This window comes from Paenibacillus thermoaerophilus, assembly GCF_005938195.1.
GTDB lineage: Bacteria > Bacillota > Bacilli > Paenibacillales > Reconciliibacillaceae > Paenibacillus_W > Paenibacillus_W thermoaerophilus.
Genome location: NZ_VCQZ01000015.1, coordinates 16,925 through 32,281, shown reverse-complemented (window position 1 = coordinate 32,281; position 15,357 = coordinate 16,925). Strand labels below are relative to the sequence as shown.

The 15,357-nt window shown below is 59.5% G+C and carries 19 protein-coding genes; all 19 read right to left on the bottom strand.

The genetic code is table 11. The features are described from left to right. Nucleotides 1-31 precede the first annotated feature (31 nt). Nucleotides 32-805, bottom strand: coding sequence for a flagellar biosynthetic protein FliR (gene fliR, locus FE781_RS11500; RefSeq protein WP_281281896.1), 774 nt, complete (start codon nucleotides 803-805; stop codon nucleotides 32-34). Nucleotides 806-831: 26 nt separating this feature from the next. Continuing rightward, the gene (gene fliQ, locus FE781_RS11495; protein ID WP_138789771.1) at nucleotides 832-1,101 is read right to left on the bottom strand and encodes a flagellar biosynthesis protein FliQ; all 270 of its coding nucleotides are present in this window, start codon (nucleotides 1,099-1,101) and stop codon (nucleotides 832-834) included. Between the two features lie 14 nt (nucleotides 1,102-1,115). Further along, nucleotides 1,116-1,877 (bottom strand): flagellar type III secretion system pore protein FliP, encoded by a 762-nt coding sequence (gene fliP / locus FE781_RS11490; protein WP_138789770.1) that lies wholly within the window; start codon nucleotides 1,875-1,877, stop codon nucleotides 1,116-1,118. Continuing rightward, nucleotides 1,874-2,461 carry a FliO/MopB family protein gene (locus FE781_RS11485; protein ID WP_138789769.1) on the bottom strand — a complete coding sequence of 196 codons (588 nt, stop codon included), beginning with the start codon at nucleotides 2,459-2,461 and terminating at the stop codon, nucleotides 1,874-1,876. Before FE781_RS11485 ends, fliP begins: the two co-directional genes overlap by 4 nt. After that, nucleotides 2,461-2,823, bottom strand: coding sequence for a response regulator (locus FE781_RS11480; protein WP_138789768.1), 363 nt, complete (start codon nucleotides 2,821-2,823; stop codon nucleotides 2,461-2,463). Before FE781_RS11480 ends, FE781_RS11485 begins: the two co-directional genes overlap by 1 nt. 29 nt (nucleotides 2,824-2,852) lie before the next feature. Then, on the bottom strand, nucleotides 2,853-4,079 hold the full coding sequence (gene fliY / locus FE781_RS11475; RefSeq protein WP_138789767.1) for a flagellar motor switch phosphatase FliY: 1,227 nt from the start codon (nucleotides 4,077-4,079) through the stop codon (nucleotides 2,853-2,855). Further along, nucleotides 4,069-5,067, bottom strand: a complete 999-nt coding sequence (gene fliM / locus FE781_RS11470) for a flagellar motor switch protein FliM (protein WP_138789766.1) — start codon at nucleotides 5,065-5,067, stop codon at nucleotides 4,069-4,071. The genes fliY and fliM overlap by 11 nt, the downstream gene beginning before the upstream one ends. Before the next feature lie 32 nt (nucleotides 5,068-5,099). Further along, nucleotides 5,100-5,585: a flagellar basal body-associated FliL family protein gene (locus FE781_RS11465; protein WP_246068152.1), complete on the bottom strand. Its 486-nt coding sequence runs from the start codon at nucleotides 5,583-5,585 to the stop codon at nucleotides 5,100-5,102. Continuing rightward, nucleotides 5,572-5,808, bottom strand: coding sequence for a flagellar FlbD family protein (locus FE781_RS11460; protein WP_138789765.1), 237 nt, complete (start codon nucleotides 5,806-5,808; stop codon nucleotides 5,572-5,574). The genes FE781_RS11465 and FE781_RS11460 overlap by 14 nt, the downstream gene beginning before the upstream one ends. A gap of 80 nt (nucleotides 5,809-5,888) precedes the next feature. Then, on the bottom strand, nucleotides 5,889-6,716 hold the full coding sequence (gene flgG, locus FE781_RS11455; RefSeq protein WP_138789764.1) for a flagellar basal body rod protein FlgG: 828 nt from the start codon (nucleotides 6,714-6,716) through the stop codon (nucleotides 5,889-5,891). 90 nt (nucleotides 6,717-6,806) lie between these two features. Next, nucleotides 6,807-7,199, bottom strand: a complete 393-nt coding sequence (locus FE781_RS11450) for a TIGR02530 family flagellar biosynthesis protein (RefSeq protein WP_246068151.1) — start codon at nucleotides 7,197-7,199, stop codon at nucleotides 6,807-6,809. Continuing rightward, nucleotides 7,196-7,675, bottom strand: a complete 480-nt coding sequence (locus FE781_RS11445; protein ID WP_138789763.1) for a flagellar hook capping FlgD N-terminal domain-containing protein — start codon at nucleotides 7,673-7,675, stop codon at nucleotides 7,196-7,198. The genes FE781_RS11450 and FE781_RS11445 overlap by 4 nt, the downstream gene beginning before the upstream one ends. A 23-nt stretch (nucleotides 7,676-7,698) precedes the next feature. Next, a complete protein-coding gene (locus FE781_RS11440) occupies nucleotides 7,699-9,132 on the bottom strand; it encodes a flagellar hook-length control protein FliK (RefSeq protein ID WP_138789762.1) in 1,434 nt (477 codons plus the stop codon). 27 nt (nucleotides 9,133-9,159) lie between these two features. Then, nucleotides 9,160-10,068, bottom strand: coding sequence for a MotE family protein (locus FE781_RS11435; RefSeq protein WP_138789761.1), 909 nt, complete (start codon nucleotides 10,066-10,068; stop codon nucleotides 9,160-9,162). 31 nt (nucleotides 10,069-10,099) lie between these two features. Then, on the bottom strand, nucleotides 10,100-10,543 hold the full coding sequence (gene fliJ, locus FE781_RS11430; RefSeq protein ID WP_138789760.1) for a flagellar export protein FliJ: 444 nt from the start codon (nucleotides 10,541-10,543) through the stop codon (nucleotides 10,100-10,102). Between the two features lie 4 nt (nucleotides 10,544-10,547). Beyond that, complete coding sequence (gene fliI / locus FE781_RS11425; protein ID WP_138789759.1) at nucleotides 10,548-11,876, bottom strand: flagellar protein export ATPase FliI; 1,329 nt, start codon at nucleotides 11,874-11,876, stop codon at nucleotides 10,548-10,550. Further along, nucleotides 11,873-12,703 carry a flagellar assembly protein FliH gene (gene fliH, locus FE781_RS11420; protein ID WP_138789758.1) on the bottom strand — a complete coding sequence of 277 codons (831 nt, stop codon included), beginning with the start codon at nucleotides 12,701-12,703 and terminating at the stop codon, nucleotides 11,873-11,875. The genes fliI and fliH overlap by 4 nt, the downstream gene beginning before the upstream one ends. Continuing rightward, nucleotides 12,696-13,715 carry a flagellar motor switch protein FliG gene (gene fliG, locus FE781_RS11415; protein ID WP_138789757.1) on the bottom strand — a complete coding sequence of 340 codons (1,020 nt, stop codon included), beginning with the start codon at nucleotides 13,713-13,715 and terminating at the stop codon, nucleotides 12,696-12,698. The genes fliH and fliG overlap by 8 nt, the downstream gene beginning before the upstream one ends. 13 nt (nucleotides 13,716-13,728) lie before the next feature. Then, nucleotides 13,729-15,336 (bottom strand): flagellar basal-body MS-ring/collar protein FliF, encoded by a 1,608-nt coding sequence (gene fliF / locus FE781_RS11410; protein ID WP_170209524.1) that lies wholly within the window; start codon nucleotides 15,334-15,336, stop codon nucleotides 13,729-13,731. Nucleotides 15,337-15,357: the final 21 nt, after the last annotated feature.

Here is a 15,357-nt window from a genome sequence, read left to right as displayed (position 1 = left end):
TCCCCTCCGCCGGGCGAATAAATTCGATGCGTCAAGAAGATCCGGTCGCAAACAAATCCAGAAACCGACGCATGTTCTCAAAAATCGTTCCGTACAATTCCGTGAACAATCCGATAAACGAAGACATCAGCACCATCAGCAGAAGCAGAGCCACCAAAATCTTGATCGGAATGCCCAGGACAAACACGTTAAACTGCGGGGCCGTTTTGGCCAGAATGCCAAGCGCCAGATCCACCAGAAAGACGGCGACGACGAGCGGAGCGGCGAGCTTGAAAGAGATGGCGAACATATCCGCCAAGCCCCGGACCAGGAAATCGGCCGGATTGCCCTTCGCCCAGACGGAGTAGAAATCGGCCGACTCCAGCGGAATCCAGCGGTAGCTCTCGATAATCGCCGAGATGACGATATGGTGGGCGTTCACCGCCAGCATCAGCACCAGCGCGATCATGTATTTCAGTTGTCCGATCAGCGGCGTCTGCTGGCCCGTCATCGGGTCGACGATGTTCGCGATGCCGAAGCCGATTTGCATGTCGATAAACGATCCCGACGCCTGAATGGCGGAGAAAAACAGGAGGCCGACAAAACCGAGCGCCAAGCCGACGACGATCTCTTTCAGCAGGAGCACGATGTAACCGTCGTCGAACGCCGGGCCCTGGGCCGTCTCCAGCGTCGGCAGCGTGATAAAAGCAAGCATCGCCGCCATGCCGATCTTCCACAGATTCGGAATATTTCTCGACGAAATCAGAGGCATTACGCTAAAATACGACAATATTCGGCAAAAAACCAGGAGAGCCCCCGGCAACATGTGCTGCAATGCTTCCATAGCGGCCGTTACCCGATATACCGATGCAAGTTGTTAAGCAGATTGTATGTAAAGTCGATCAACGTCTGCAGCATCCAGGGACCGAAGACAAGCAGCCCCAGCAGGACGGCGATGATCTTGGGCACAAACGCCAGCGATTGCTCCTGAATTTGCGTCGTCGCCTGAAAGATGCTGACAGCCAAACCGAGGATAAGCGCCAGCCCGAGCAACGGCGCCCCGGCCTTGAGCACGGTGAGGACAGCTTCTCCGGCAATCTGGATGATCATTTCCGTACTCACGCGAGGCACCTCCTTCAGACATTAAAGCTCGACAGCAGCGATTTGACGACCAGATACCAGCCGTCCACCAATATAAACAGCAAGATTTTAAACGGCAGGGAGATCATGACCGGCGGCAGCATCATCATGCCCATCGACATCAGGGTGCTGGCCACGATCATGTCGATGACCAAAAACGGGATAAAGATCATAAAGCCCATTTGAAACGCCGTTTTGATCTCGCTGATGGCGAAGGCCGGGATCAAGGAAGTCAAGGGCGTGTCCTCGATGTTTTGCGGCTTCTCCGCCTTCGAGTAGTTTAAAAACAGCATCAAGTCTTTCTCGCGGGTCTGCTTCGCCATAAACTGCTTCATCGGTATGGCGGCTTTCTGCAACGCTTCCGTCTGCGTCAGCTCGCCTCTGAGATAAGGCTGGAGCGCCTGCTCGTTCACCTGTCCGATCGTCGGCGCCATCACGAACAGGGTGAGGAACAAAGCCAGCCCGATCAGCACTTGGTTCGGCGGCATCTGCTGCGTCGACAGCGACGTGCGGACGAATCCGAGCACGATGACGATACGCGTGAAGCTGGTCATCAGGACCAGAATCGCCGGCGCCAAACTCAATACCGTAATGAGCAAAACCAGCGTCAGGGTCGAACCGGCCGAAGAAGGATCGGTGGAGCCCCCGATTTGGACGGAAACGCCGGGAATCGGATCGGCTGCCCATACCCGGTTTCCTGCCGGAGGCCATAACGCGAATAACGACGCCCCGATACTCCAGATACGTTTATGTCTCATGGTTCCTTGGAGCGCTCCTCCTGGGGCTGCCCCTGCAGCCATTGTTCCACTTGCTTCGTGCGGCTCCCGACTCCGCGCAGCTTCGATTCGAACAGTTCGTGGAAGGAGCGTTCGGCAGCCCCTTCTTGATCCCCTTCGTCAAGGACGTCGCGGGAGAGCTCGCGGCGATCGGATCGTCCGAGCCAATTTGTCGGCAGCCAGTTCGGGCGGGCTGTCCATTCCCGCTCGAACAGTTGCTGGATGGCTTCCACCTCGTCCGGGTCCGTGATCGTGTCCAGGAGCGTAATCCGGTCGGCCACGCCAACGATGTACAGCCGGTCGCCCAGACGGACCACCTGGATCGACTTGTTCGGACCGAACGGAAGCCCTCCGAGCGGCGTCAGCGCCCGGCCGGCTTTGCCGTACTGGCGGCTGCGCGACCGCGCGACCCATTTCACGGCGATGTAGAAGAGAAGCAAAATGATCGCCAGATAGCCGAACAACTGGAACAACGTGCCGATCATACCGAGGCCGGAGTCCGCGTCCATCGGCGCAGTCTCCGGCTCCGGGGAAGCCGCCAACCACTCGTAGGTCAACGTTCTCATCAGCCCATCGTTTTCTTGATCGCTTCAATAACCCGATCCGCCTGGAACGGCTTGACGATAAAGTCTTTCGCTCCCGCCTGAATGGCGTCGATGACCATCGCCTGCTGCCCCATTGCCGAACACATGATGACGCGCGCGTTGCTGTCGATTTTTTTGATTTCCTTCAACGCGGCGATGCCGTCCATCTCCGGCATCGTAATGTCCATCGTGACGAGATCCGGCTTCAAATCTTTATATTTTTCAACCGCCTGCGCTCCGTCTTGAGCTTCTCCGACGACTTCATACCCGTTTTTCGTCAAAATGTCCTTGATCATCATTCGCATGAAAGCCGCGTCGTCCACTACCAGAATCCGATTCGCCATTTCAGTCCATCCTCCCAAGAGTCTTAGAATTATTGAAGCTTCTGCATGCGTTCCCAAGGGCTGATGATATCGGTCACTCGGACACCGAAGTTTTCGTCGATGACGACCACTTCGCCTTTGGCAATCAGTTTATTGTTGACCAGGATGTCAACCGGTTCACCGGCCAGCTTGTCCAGCTCGATAATCGAACCCTGGGAAAATTCTAGGATTTCTTTAATTTGTTTTTTCGTTCGGCCCAATTCTACCGTGACTTTAAGCGGAATGTCCAGCAAAAGATTCAAATTGGAATCGTTCGAATAAATCCCTTGCGTCATCGACATATCGGCGAACTGGGCAGGCTGTACGTTCACCCCGCGGTGCACCGCCTGGCTCGACGCGTAAGGATTGCCGTACATGGGCATCTGGGGCTGCGTCGAGCCATATCCGGCCGGCGGCTGCATGGGAGGCGCATAAGCCGGCTCTTGCTGTTGAGGCGGCGTGTTCGCGCTGTACGCGGGCTGCGAAGCTTGCGGCGACGGCGGCGCCGACGGCGCAGGCGACGAAGCGGGAGCCGAAGCGTCCAGACCGGTTCCTCCCATCAAGGAATCCACCATCTGTTTGGCAAACGAGACGGGCAGCAACTGCATGATGGTCGAATCGACCAGATCAGAGATCATCAGCCGGAACGAGATTTTGATAAAGACGTCGTCTTCCGGCAGCGACTCCGTGCCTTCGCCGCTCTTGACATCCAAAATATTGATGCCGGGCGGCGATATATTGACGAATCGGTTGAAGATGGTCGACATCGACGTGGCGGACGATCCCATCATCTGGTTCATCGCTTCCTGCACCGCGCTGATGTGGATCTCGGTAAGCTCCGATTCCTCCACCCTGCCGCTGCCGCCCATCATCAGATCGGCGATCACTTGCGCGTCCCTCGTCTTGATGACCAGCATATTGATGCCGTCGAAACCTTCCACGTAACGGACGCTGACCGCGACGTGCGGCTTCGGGAACTCGTCCTGCAGCTCCGAACGGCGCACGATGGACACTTGCGGGGTGGTGATGTCCACCTTTTGCCCGAGCAGCGTCGACAAGGCGGTCGCCGCGCTGCCGAAGGTGATGTTCCCGATCTCGCCGAGCGCGTCCTGCTCGAGCGAGGACAAATAATCCTCCACGGTCGGGGCGTCTTTTTCGCCGGACTGCCCGCCCCCGTCGGACGATTGCCGCAGCAGCGCATCAATTTCCTCCTGCGACAAATAATCCTTACTCGTCATGTTCCTCGACTCCTTCGCTAATGATATCCGTTATCTGGACGGCCAGCTTCCCTTTCACCGTTCCCGGGCTGCCCAAGTATTTCAGCTTGCCGCCGACCCGGATCTGCAACCCCTCGCCCAGCGGCTTGTCGAGGGAGATGACATCGCCCGGTCCGAGTCCGAGGAAATCCTGAATCGTGATGTAGGAGGTTCCGAGTTCCGCGGATATTGGCAGCGTCGCTTTGCGCACCCGCTCCTGCAGCGCGTCGATCTCTTCGGCCGCGCGGGATTTTTTCTGCGACAGGAATTGATGGTGAATCGACAGCCGCGGCATGATCGGCTCAAGGACGACGTGCGGGATACACAGGTTGATCATCCCGCTCGTATCCCCGATTTTGGTGCTGAGCGAGACCAGCGCGATCGTCTCGTTGGGCGATACGATCTGCATGAATTGCGGATTCGTCTCCAGCGTCTCCAGCCGGGGCTCCATGTCGATCACCGTGCGCCACGCTTCCTGGAAACTGTCCAGCGCCTTGCTGAACACCCGCTCCATGATGATCGTCTCGATCTCGGTCAACGCGTTGATCTTGGAGGGAACCGTGCCTGTGCCGCCCAGCAGCCGATCCAGCATGGCGAATGCGATGTTCGGGTGAACCTCCAGCACCATACGGCCTTCCAGCGGAGACGCTTCGAAGATGTTCAAGATCGTCATTTTCGGGATCGACCGGATAAATTCGTCGTAAGGCAGTTGGTCGACGTGGACGACGTTGATCTGAACGAAAGTCCGAAGCTGGGCGGAAAAGTATGTGGTCAAAAACCGCGCGAAGTTCTCGTGAATCCGCGTCAGGCTGCGGATATGGTCCTTCGAGAACCGCGTCGCCCGCTTGAAGTCGTAAGCGCGGACCTTCTTCTGGGTTTCTTCTTTTTTGAGTTCTTCCGCATCCATCTCGCCCGAAGATAAAGCTGCGAGGAGAGCGTCTATCTCATTCTGGGAAAGCACGTCCACCATTGGGTGTCACCCCCTTCTAGCGAGCGTCGGTTTTATTGCCCCGCGATATTGATATATGTAATGAATACTTGCGCCACTTTGCCTTGGGTCAGCATGCTGTTCAGCTTGTTCATAAGCGTGCTGGTCAGCAGGTCGTATCCCTGATTGCCCTGGATTTGCTCGGCTTTCAAGTCGGCCAGCGTGCGCAAGATCGTATCTTTCACTTTGAAGTCCAACTGCTCGAATTCTTCTTTCGCTTTTTTTCCGTCGAGCAGGAAGGCGAAGCTGACTTTGACGAACTGGTTTTTCTCGGCCAGGTTCGTCGTGATGTCGTTGATCGGCACCGTCAGCTCTTTTTGCTCCGATGCGGACAACGGCTTCGGTTTTACTCCCGCCACGGCGTCTTGCGCTTGTTGGGCGGGGTCGGACGATTGGTTGTTGCGTTCCATATAGTCCCACAGGACGAAACCCGCGAGCGCGATCAGCGTAATCGAAATCAAAACAATGATGAGCCATTGGAAAAGTTTATTCTGCAGCACTTTCCGATTCCTCCATCCCGTGCAGCTGCGTAATCGCCCGCACTGCTCCGATTCTCCTCAAGTAGGCTTGAATCAGATCGGCCACCTGGGCGGCCGGCTCGCGGACGATCAGCTTCTTGCCGGTCGTCAGCGAAATCATCGTATCCGGTGTTTCTTCTATCGTCTCGATCAATAAGGCGTTAACCATAAACGATTTGCCGTTAAGGCGGGTAACCGTAATCATCGGAACCTCCGCTCCGCCCGTTCAGGGCAGGCGGGAGCATGCTACTCCCGCCTACGCGCCCTTAAGCCGAACTAATGAAATTATCGCTTGAGATTGACGATTTCCTGAAGCACGTCGTCGGAGGTCGTAATGATCCTCGTATTCGCCTGGAATCCGCGCTGCGCGACGATCATTTCCGTAAACTCGCTGGTCAGGTCGACGTTGGACATCTCCAGTTGGCCGGAGATAATCGCGCCGGTGCCGGCTTCCGGATCGTTGGCCGTCGTCAGCAGATCCTCGACCGCTTCCGCATCCGCGTTCGGGTTCGTCCGGTACAGGTTGTTTCCGACCTTCTCCAGTCCGCCCGGGTTGGTGACTTTGGCTACGCCGATCAGAATGCCCGTGCCCGTGGAGTTGCCGTCCGCGTCGACGGCGATGATCTCGCCGTTCTGGGCGATCGTAAACGCGACGATCTCCTCCGGATCAATCACGATCGCTTCGCCGTCGGCGCTCAGCACATGCATGCCGTCCTGGTTCACCAGATTGCCGGCCGAATCCAAGGTGAAATTGCCGGCGCGCGTCAAATAGCCGTTAGCCGGATCGCCGTCGGCCGATACGACGAAGAAGCCGTCGCCGTCGATCCGCAGATCGAGCGGATAGTTCGTCGTCATGGCGCTGCCTTGCGTGTGCAGCGTGTCGATCGCTCCGATCGCGGAACCGAGACCGATCTGCTTGGCGTTGACGCCCCCGCGGTTGTCGTCGGTCGGCGCCGACACCCCCGCAATCGTCTGGCTCATAATATCCTTGAACATGACGCGTCCCGCTTTGAATCCGACGGTGTTGACGTTCGCAATGTTGTTGCCGATGACGTCCAGCTTCGTCTGGAATCCTCTCATTCCGGATACGCCGGAATACAACGATCTAAGCATCTTTTTTATGCCTCCTGTTCTCGCCGGAACCGCTTCAGTCGATCAGCGGTCCGCTGGGCTTCCACATGTGGGCCAGCCCGTCGCATACGATCAATTCAAGATAACGGCACTGTCGATTTGCGTAAACACGGGATTGTTCATGCTTGCTTGCTCCATCGCGGTCACGACGGTTCGATTCGGAACGTTCACAATAAGAGCCATGCCTTTCATTAACACCAGCGAATCCTTGGCGCCCTTCTCTTTCGCTTTGTCCACCGCATGGCTGAGCTTGCTCCAGTCCTCGGCGCTGAATTCGATGCCGCGCTGCTTCATGCGGCTCTCGGCATGATGGCTGATCCGCAGCATCCGGTCCCGCAAGATGCTTTTGAAGTCCCCCGCGGGCGGCTGCCCGGCGGCGATTTTTCCGGTCGAAGCCGATGAAGTTCCGGCCGGCGGAATGGGACGGGACAAGGCGGAAGGAAAGGCAAGCCGCTCATTCATCATGCGTCTTCACCATCGCCTGCGTCGCCGTTTTCCCCTGGTTCGCCCGGTGCGGAGCCCTCCCATACTCTCAGAATCTGATCGATCTGAACGGACGCCCCGTCGACGTCGGCGAACTGCTTGCCTTCCTTGAAGGTCAGGGAAGAGACGACGCCGGTTTTCTTCTCCTTCACGTTCGTAACGGCGTTCAACTGCTCCCACTCGATCGTCTTGCCGATCAGGCCGGTCGCAAAGCCCATCGATTGCCGCAGCAGCTTCATCTCGTCGGACATTTTCGCCAATTGCTCGACGGACGTGAACTGCGCCATCTGGGCAATAAACTCGCGGTCCTGCAGCGGCTGGGTGGGATCCTGGTTTTTCAACTGGGCGATCAGGATCTTCAGGAAATCGTCCTTGCCCATGCCTTGGCCGCTTGCCGGCTTCGGATTGGACGACGAATAATTGGGCCATTGAACCTTAGGCGCTACAACATCTGCCATAAGCGGATCTCCCTTAACTGCGTTCAGACCGATGCGTCAAACCGACCGCTCTCGGACTGCCCCGCTTGTTCGAATGTCAACTCGTCCATGATCTCATCCAGCGATTCTCCCACAGGCAACGCGCCTCCGGACCCGCTGGCGGACGAGCGCGATTGCTGCTGCTGTTGCCGCTGCTGGAACGACTGCTCGCCTCGGCCCTGGAACAGATTGGCGGAGGCCGCGCCGCTTTGCACGACTTCCAGCTTCTCGACCAGAATGCCCTGGCTGTTCAAGGCGGCCCGAAGCGTAGACAACTGACTTTCCAGCATCTCCCTGGACGCCGGGTTGTCCGCGACGAACTGGGCGACGAGCTGGCCGTGATGAATGGTAATCTTCACGTCGACATGGCCGAGATGCTGCGGCGTCAGCGAAATTCTCGCCTCTTGCACGCTGCCGTCCGGCGAAGCTCTCCAGCGTCCCGACATCCAGTTCGCCATCTCGGCGGCAAAATCTTTGACGGGAACAAATACCGGAGCGTTCGAAGCAGGCTGAGCCGCCGCTTCAGGCCGAGCCAGGACGGAAAGCGAAGGTCCGGATACGGCCGCTCCGTTCGGAACCGTGTTCTGTCCGGCGTCCGCCGCCGGCGTCTGAATCTCTTGCCCGGCGCGGGCTCCGGAGCGGATCGCCAGCCATTCCAGCTTGCTCATGACGGATGCGCGCGGCTCGTGCCGCAGCGTGATCGGCTGATCCGGCTTGAGGTCGATTCGGCCTGCCGGCAGTCCTGCCGGATTCGGTTCGGCTGCGCTTGCGGTCCGGTCCGCGGTTGGATTGGCGGAGGCTCGCTGGCCCAGCACCGTTAACAGTTGCCGGAAAGCGGGCGTTTGCCCTTCGGCGGCAGTCGTCCCCGAGTCGATCGCGGCGGCAGCCAGACCCTTCAATTGATCGACCAGCGGCTGGAGCTGCGGATGCTGGGGAGCGGCCTGCCACAACGTCAGCAGGTTTGCGAGAATGCGCCCGGCATGCGGCGGAGTCGCCTGCACGATGCCCTCGGGCGGATGCCCTTCTTGTCCGGAGCCGCCCGCCGCCGCCGGCGTCTGGGGCTGTCCTCCCGTCCAAGCGGACAACAGCAATTGGATCTGAGCCAGAAGCTCGAGCCAAGCCGGATCGTTAAGCAGATGCTCCGGCAGTTCGGCGCCTTCCTGCAGCCATTGGCCGAGCGCCTCGTTCAACTCCCGGTCCGGCATCGCCGAAGCCGCCCCCAACAGCGGGACGAAAGCCTGCGCGTTCGAAGCGGACGCGTTCGAGACGGACGAGTCTTCTCCTCCGGCCAACAACGTTTGGAGCGGAAGCAGCATCGAAGCGAAGCTGGCTTTCCCTCCGGCCGCGGTTCCCGACGCTGCGGCGCCGCTGCCGCTTCCCGCCGACAGGACAGCGATCAGGGCCGGTTTTCCTTGCACTTGCCCGGTCACCGTTTGCATGTACTTCACCTCCTTTCATTCGGGAGATCAACCGCTGAGCTTGCCCGAGATCAAAGCCGCCGTCGTCTTGTTGAGCTTCGTCATTTCGCCCAGAACCCGCGCGCGCGCCGCGGAATCCATCGCTCCGATGATCGCCAGCGTTTTGGACGGATTGTCGCCGTACATCGCCAGCAGCAGATCCGCCGCGCTTTTCGGGTCCATGCCGGAGAAGGTCGCGCCCATCTCCGTCGTCGTGAGCTGCGCGCCGCTGCCGCTCGAACCGGAGTTCGCTTGCAGCCGTTCCTGCAGAGCGGCAATCTCCACGTCCCTCACGCTTGCCGAATCTTTCAGCATCGCGGTCAGATCGGCCGCCGTCTTCGGATTCATCCGTTCCAGCAGCTTGCCGCGGAGTTCCGGCTTCATCTGCCCCAGAATCAGAGCCGCTTCGCTGGGCGTCATGCTTTCGAGGATCGGCGCCGCCTTCGTCGGCGACATTTTGGCGTACATGTCCGACAGCTCGCGGATGCGCTTGTCGTACTCCTCGTTGCTGATCGTCTTGCTGTCGAGCTGCTCTTTTGTCTTTCTCAGTTCCTCCTCAAGCTTGACGATCGTGTCGTCGCGCTCTCTCAAGTCCGCGGCCGCTTGATTGAGCTGCTGCTCGAGTTCGGCGATGCGGGGCGTATCCGCCTGCGCAGGATCCGACTGCACCGACGCAGGCGTCGGACCGGCGCCGTTCGCGGCCGCTTCGGTCTCCTCCGATTTCGGATCCGGCACGATCATGTTGATTCCGGGGATCTTGTTGCCCGCGCTTTGCAGGCCGCCGATCACGTCGTAGCCGAAAAACACCTGCATCATGACTCCAAGCAGCGCGGCCGTAAACAACAACGGGATCAAGAACATATACAAAAACCGCTCGAACGCGCTGTATCCCGATTCCTTCAGTTCGGCCTCCGGCATGCTCCGTCACCTCTTCCTGCTGTCGCCGTCTTCAGCCGACGCTTTCGGTACGCCGACGGGACGCGATTTCATCCATTTCCATCTGTTCCTGGCGCAGCGCCTCCAGCCTGAATCGGGAGAACGCTTTGGATTTGGCTTTCTGCCAGATTTGCTCCTGCATCATCCGGTCGCGCAGATGCTCCTGCTTGCGCGACACTTCCTGATGAGACATCGCCAGACGCTTGAGCTGGTTGTCGATCTCTCGGTCGATGTGATTCAAATACTCCTGCATCAGCAGCAGCGCCGCCACCGGCGTCGACCGCTCGCTGGCGCTGTGCAGCTGCTCTCTGACGCCTACGCGCAGCTTCTCCAGCCGGGCGAGCTCCTGTTCTTCCTCCCGAAGCTTGGACATGGCCTGAGACAGCATCCATTCGGCCTGGGTTTTTTCGTTTTCGCGAAGATCCACAATTTTCTGAAACGCGTATCGGAACTTCACTCACTCATCCCCCGGTAAAGGTCTGGATCAATCGTTCCACCGACTGGGCGTAATCGACCTTCTCGTCGGTCCGTTGCCGGGTGAACGCGTTAATCTCGTCCATATACTGAATGGCCCGATCGATCTGCGGATTGCTTCCGTGCTGATAGGCGCCGATATGAATGAGGTCTTCGGCGTCCCGGTAAACGGCGAGCATCCGCTTGAGCTCGTCGGCCGCCGCATTTTGCTCCTCCGGCACGATCTCGCGCATGACGCGGCTGACGCTGGCCAGCACGTTGATCGCCGGAAAATGCCCGCGGTTCGCGAGACTGCGGTCGAGCACGATATGTCCGTCCAATATGCCCCGCACGGCGTCGGCGATCGGCTCGTTCATGTCGTCGCCGTCCACCAGCACGGTGTAAAACGCGGTGATGGAGCCTTTCGGACCGGTGCCCGCCCGTTCGAGCAGCTTCGGCAAGGAAGCGAAGACGGAGGGCGTATACCCCCTGGTCGCCGGCGGCTCGCCGATGGCGAGACCGACTTCCCGCATCGCCATCGCGTACCGCGTGACCGAATCCATCATCAGCATGACGTTCAGGCCCCGGTCCCGGAAATATTCGGCGATCGTCGTGGCGATCAGCGCGCCTTTGATCCGGATCAGCGCCGGCTGGTCGGACGTCGCGGCGATCACAACCGAACGGGCGAGTCCTTCCGGTCCCAGATCCCGTTCGATAAAATCCAGCACCTCGCGCCCGCGCTCGCCGATCAAAGCGATCACGTTCACGTCGGCCGCCGTATTGCGCGCGATCATGCCCAGCAGCGTGCTTTTGCCGACTCCGGAGCCGGCGAATATGCCGACGCGCTGGCCTTTGCCGACCGTAAGCAGCCCGTCGATGCAGCGGACGCCTACGCTTAACGGTTCGCTCACGCGCGTCCGGCGCAGCGGGTTCTGCGGCGCGTTGTTCGTCGGATACTGCGGAATCCGCGACGGCAGGAACGAGCCGTCAAGCGGCTGGCCCAGCCCGTCCAGCACTTTGCCGAGCAGCTCGTGGCCGACCGGCACGGTAAGCGGCCGTCCCGTGCTGACGACGTCGCAACCCGGCCCGATCGCCTCCAGTTCGCCGAGCGGCATCAGGATGACCTTGTTGCTTCGGAAGCCGACCACTTCGGCTTTAAGCGGCTCGCCGTTTTTCAACGGGTAAATATGGCACACGTCACCGATGCGGGTGTCCGGCCCCTCCGATTCGATCGTCAGTCCGATCACCTGCGTGACTTTGCCGTTGACCCGGACGGGATCGATGTTTTTCAGGTACTCGATGTATTTGGAAGCTTCGGGGACCGCGAGTCCGCTCATGGCTCGTCATCCTTCCTGGCCGCCAGCCGGACCAGCGCCTGCTTGATCTCCTCGAGCTGCGTCGCGATCCGGGCGTCGATGCTTCCGAACGCCGACCGGATCACGCACCCGTTATCCTGTACCGAAGGATCGGGAACGATCGCCAGCTCCGCCTGCGAATCGATCGCCATGAGCAGCTCGTCCCGGGCCGCTTCCACGAACGCGTACTGCTTCGGCGAGACGTACAGCGAGATCATGCCGTTCTCCTTGCGCCGGGCGAGCTGCGTCCGGACCAGATCGATGATCCAGTCCGGCTCGATCGTGAGCTGCTTCGCGATAATTTTCTCGGCGATGGCGGTGCTCAGCTCGACGAGGAACGGTTCGGCTTCGAGTATAAGCTTCTGCTTCTGCTCGGCCGCTTGCGAGATAATCGCCGCCGCTTCTTCCAGCATGGCGTTGTACCGTTCCAACACGTCCCGCTCCGCCTTGGCGTATCCTTCCTCGTAGCCTTGCCGGTAGCCCTCTTGCCTGATCTCCTCCGAGATCCGCTCGTCCTGCTCCCGCCTTTCCTTCCACCAGGCTTCCATCTCCGCGTTCGCCTGCTCGCGGGCCGCGGCAATCTCCGCCGCGGCCTGGCGAAGGTGCTCCTCCGCCGCAGCCTCGGCGTCCGCGATCAGTTGGCGCTTCACTTCCTCCGCTTCGCGCTTCGCTTCGGCCAGCAGCTCCGCCGTTCGGTCGATCTTCGGGTCTTCCTCCTCGGCAAGCCGGACGACCGGCGCCGGCGGCGGAGCGATTTTGCGGCTTTCGTCGACAGCAACGTACCAGCCGGTTTTAATGATCTTAGACAATGATGTCGTCACCTCCGCCGCGTGCGATGATGACCTCACCGGTCTCCTCCAAGCGACGGATCGTTGCTACGATGCGGGTCTGCGCTTCTTCCACGTCACGCAGCCGCACGGGTCCCATGTATTCCATTTCCTCCCGGAAGTTGTCGGCCATCCGCTTGGACATGTTGCGGAACACGGCCTCCCGCACTTCCTCGCTTGCGACTTTGAGAGCGAGCTGCAGGTCCGCGTTCTCGACGTCCCGGATGATCCGCTGGATCGAACGGTTGTCGAGGTTGACGATATCCTCGAACACGAACATCCGCTTTTTGATCTCCTCCGCCAGTTCCGGGTCCTGGATCTCCAGCGAATCGAGGATCGTCCGCTCGGTGCTGCGGTCGACCCCGTTGAGAATTTGCACGATCGCTTCGATGCCGCCCGCCGTCGTGTAGTCCTGCGTGACGGTGGAGGACAGCTTCTGCTCCAGCACCCGCTCCACCTGGCTGATGACTTCCGGCGAAGTGCTGTCCATCAGAGCGATCCGCTTGGCCACCTCGGCCTGTTTCTCCTGCGGCAGCGACGACAGGATCGTCGCCGCCTGGTCCGGCTGCAGATAGGAGAGCACGAGCGCGATCGTCTGCGAGTTCTCGTTCTGCAGGAAGTTCAGGATTTGCTGCGGATCGGCCTTGCGGGCGAAGTCGAACGGCCTCACCTGCAAGGTCGCCGTCAGCCGCGTAATAATGTCGACGGCCTTCTGCGATCCGAGCGCTTTCTCCAAAATATCCTTGGCGTACTGAATCCCGCCTTGTGTTATGTATTCCTGAGCCAGGCAAATCTGGTGGAACTCGGCGAGAACCGCTTCTTTCTCCGCGGCATCGACCTTCCTGACGTTGGCGATTTCCAGCGTGAGCTGTTCAATCTCTTCCTCGCGCAAATGCTTGAACACGTGCGCGGATACCTCCGGCCCAAGGCTGATCAGCAAGATAGCCGCCTTCTGCCGTCCCGACAAGGTTTGCTGTTGTGCAATTTTGGCCATTGCGGCCCCACCCCTATTCCTCTACAAGCCAAGTCCTGAGCAGATCGACAAACTCTTCCGGCTTTCTCTTCGCCAGACTTTCCAACTGTTTGCGGATTTGATTCTCGGTCGTGACCTGATCGAGATCGATCGTCGGATACTGTACCTTCGGCGTCTCGAGCGAGGCGGCCGTTTCCGCAGCGGCCAGGTCCTGCATTTGTTTGCGGCGGCGCAGCGCCCACACGGTTCCGCCGGCTGCCGCGAGCAATCCGACCGCTCCGGCCCCGTACAGCGCGTACATCCAATTGGAGGAGGCGAATCCCCCGTCCTCCGTCACGTCCGTCAGCGGGCTCGGGATAACCGTAACCTTGGCCGCCAACTGCTCGGGCGTAAACGTCTGTCCGCTGTCCGCAAGCGCCGTTCCGACGATGCCGACAAGAATTTGCTGGAAGGCTTCCCGCAGCTCGGGCGTAAGAGATTCGGGGTTGTCGCGTTGCGGGGGCTCGACTCCGACGCTGATCGTCAGATCCCGCACGACATAAGGGCTTTTGACCACCTCTTGCTTGATCCGGTTCACTTCCCGGTTCACCGTGCGGCTGAGTTCCTCGGACTCGGTGTTGCCGCTGCCGGACGTGCCCGGGTATCCCGGAATGTCCGTGTCGCCGGTTCCCGCCGTGCCGCCTTCCCCGCCGCTGTCGCTCCTGTAGGACTTGCTGATTTCCTGGATGCTGATGTCGATGCCCGTATTGTCCTCTTCGTTCACCGGCGTAACGAGCGAGCGCGATTCCGCCACTTTGTCGAAGTTCATGTTGACGAACGCAAGCGGCACGACCTTGTTGACGCCGCCGACGATCGGACCGAGCAAGCTCTGCACTTTTTTCTGAATTTCGGCTTCGTAATTTTTCTTGATCGCAAGCTGTTCCGCCACGGTTCCGGCTATCCCGGCCGCTCCCGCGGCGCCGCCCGCCTTGGAATGCGAGTATGTATTCCCGTATTGGTCGGAGATCGTGATGTTGTCCTGCTTGAGATTGGGCAGCGACTTCTCCACCAATTCGTACATCGTGTCGACCGTCCGCTGGTCCAGGCTGTATCCGGGCTCCAGCGTCAGCATGACCGCCGCCTTCGTCTCCTGTTGATCCTGTTGGATAAAGGCCGATTCCTTCGGCAGCGTCACCAGCACTTTCGCGTCGCGCACGCCGGATATTTTGCTGATCATCTGCTGGATCTCGCCTTGAATCGCATCGATCAGCTTGACGTTGAATTCGTTGTCCGTCATGCCGAAGGTGTTCGACTCGCGGAACGCTCCGTACCCCAGCGAACCGCCTTGCAGCAGGTTTTGCGAAGCGACGTCCACTTTCACCTCGGACACCATGTTGGTCGGGACGCCGATCGACTGTCCGTCCGCGCTCAGCTTGTACGGAATGCCCTTTCCTTCCAGGTAAGCCTTGATGCTTGACGCGACCTCCGGGCGAAGGTTCTGAAAGGCCGTCGAATACTCCGTCCTCGACAAAGTCGCGACGACCAGAACCAGCGCCGCCAGCGAAAAGACGGCAACCCCGATGATCGCGTACTGTTGCTTTTTGCTGTATTTTTGCCATGTCAGGAGCAAGCGCTCCCGCCAACGGCCCAACTTCTCGTTCACGATGTCACCCCGCCACTCGAC

Bases quoted from the DNA above. Each gene is read 5' to 3' on its own strand.
- fliR (WP_281281896.1), bottom strand. From the start codon at position 805: ATGTTGCCGGGGGCTCTCCTGGTTTTTTGCCGAATATTGTCGTATTTT.
- fliP (WP_138789770.1), bottom strand. From the start codon at position 1,877: ATGAGACATAAACGTATCTGGAGTATCGGGGCGTCGTTATTCGCGTTA.
- FE781_RS11485 (WP_138789769.1), bottom strand. From the start codon at position 2,461: ATGAGAACGTTGACCTACGAGTGGTTGGCGGCTTCCCCGGAGCCGGAG.
- FE781_RS11480 (WP_138789768.1), bottom strand. From the start codon at position 2,823: ATGGCGAATCGGATTCTGGTAGTGGACGACGCGGCTTTCATGCGAATG.
- fliY (WP_138789767.1), bottom strand. From the start codon at position 4,079: ATGACGAGTAAGGATTATTTGTCGCAGGAGGAAATTGATGCGCTGCTG.
- fliM (WP_138789766.1), bottom strand. From the start codon at position 5,067: ATGGTGGACGTGCTTTCCCAGAATGAGATAGACGCTCTCCTCGCAGCT.
- FE781_RS11460 (WP_138789765.1), bottom strand. From the start codon at position 5,808: ATGATTACGGTTACCCGCCTTAACGGCAAATCGTTTATGGTTAACGCC.
- flgG (WP_138789764.1), bottom strand. From the start codon at position 6,716: ATGCTTAGATCGTTGTATTCCGGCGTATCCGGAATGAGAGGATTCCAG.
- FE781_RS11450 (WP_246068151.1), bottom strand. From the start codon at position 7,199: ATGATGAATGAGCGGCTTGCCTTTCCTTCCGCCTTGTCCCGTCCCATT.
- FE781_RS11445 (WP_138789763.1), bottom strand. From the start codon at position 7,675: ATGGCAGATGTTGTAGCGCCTAAGGTTCAATGGCCCAATTATTCGTCG.
- FE781_RS11440 (WP_138789762.1), bottom strand. From the start codon at position 9,132: ATGCAAACGGTGACCGGGCAAGTGCAAGGAAAACCGGCCCTGATCGCT.
- FE781_RS11435 (WP_138789761.1), bottom strand. From the start codon at position 10,068: ATGCCGGAGGCCGAACTGAAGGAATCGGGATACAGCGCGTTCGAGCGG.
- fliI (WP_138789759.1), bottom strand. From the start codon at position 11,876: ATGAGCGGACTCGCGGTCCCCGAAGCTTCCAAATACATCGAGTACCTG.
- fliG (WP_138789757.1), bottom strand. From the start codon at position 13,715: ATGGCCAAAATTGCACAACAGCAAACCTTGTCGGGACGGCAGAAGGCG.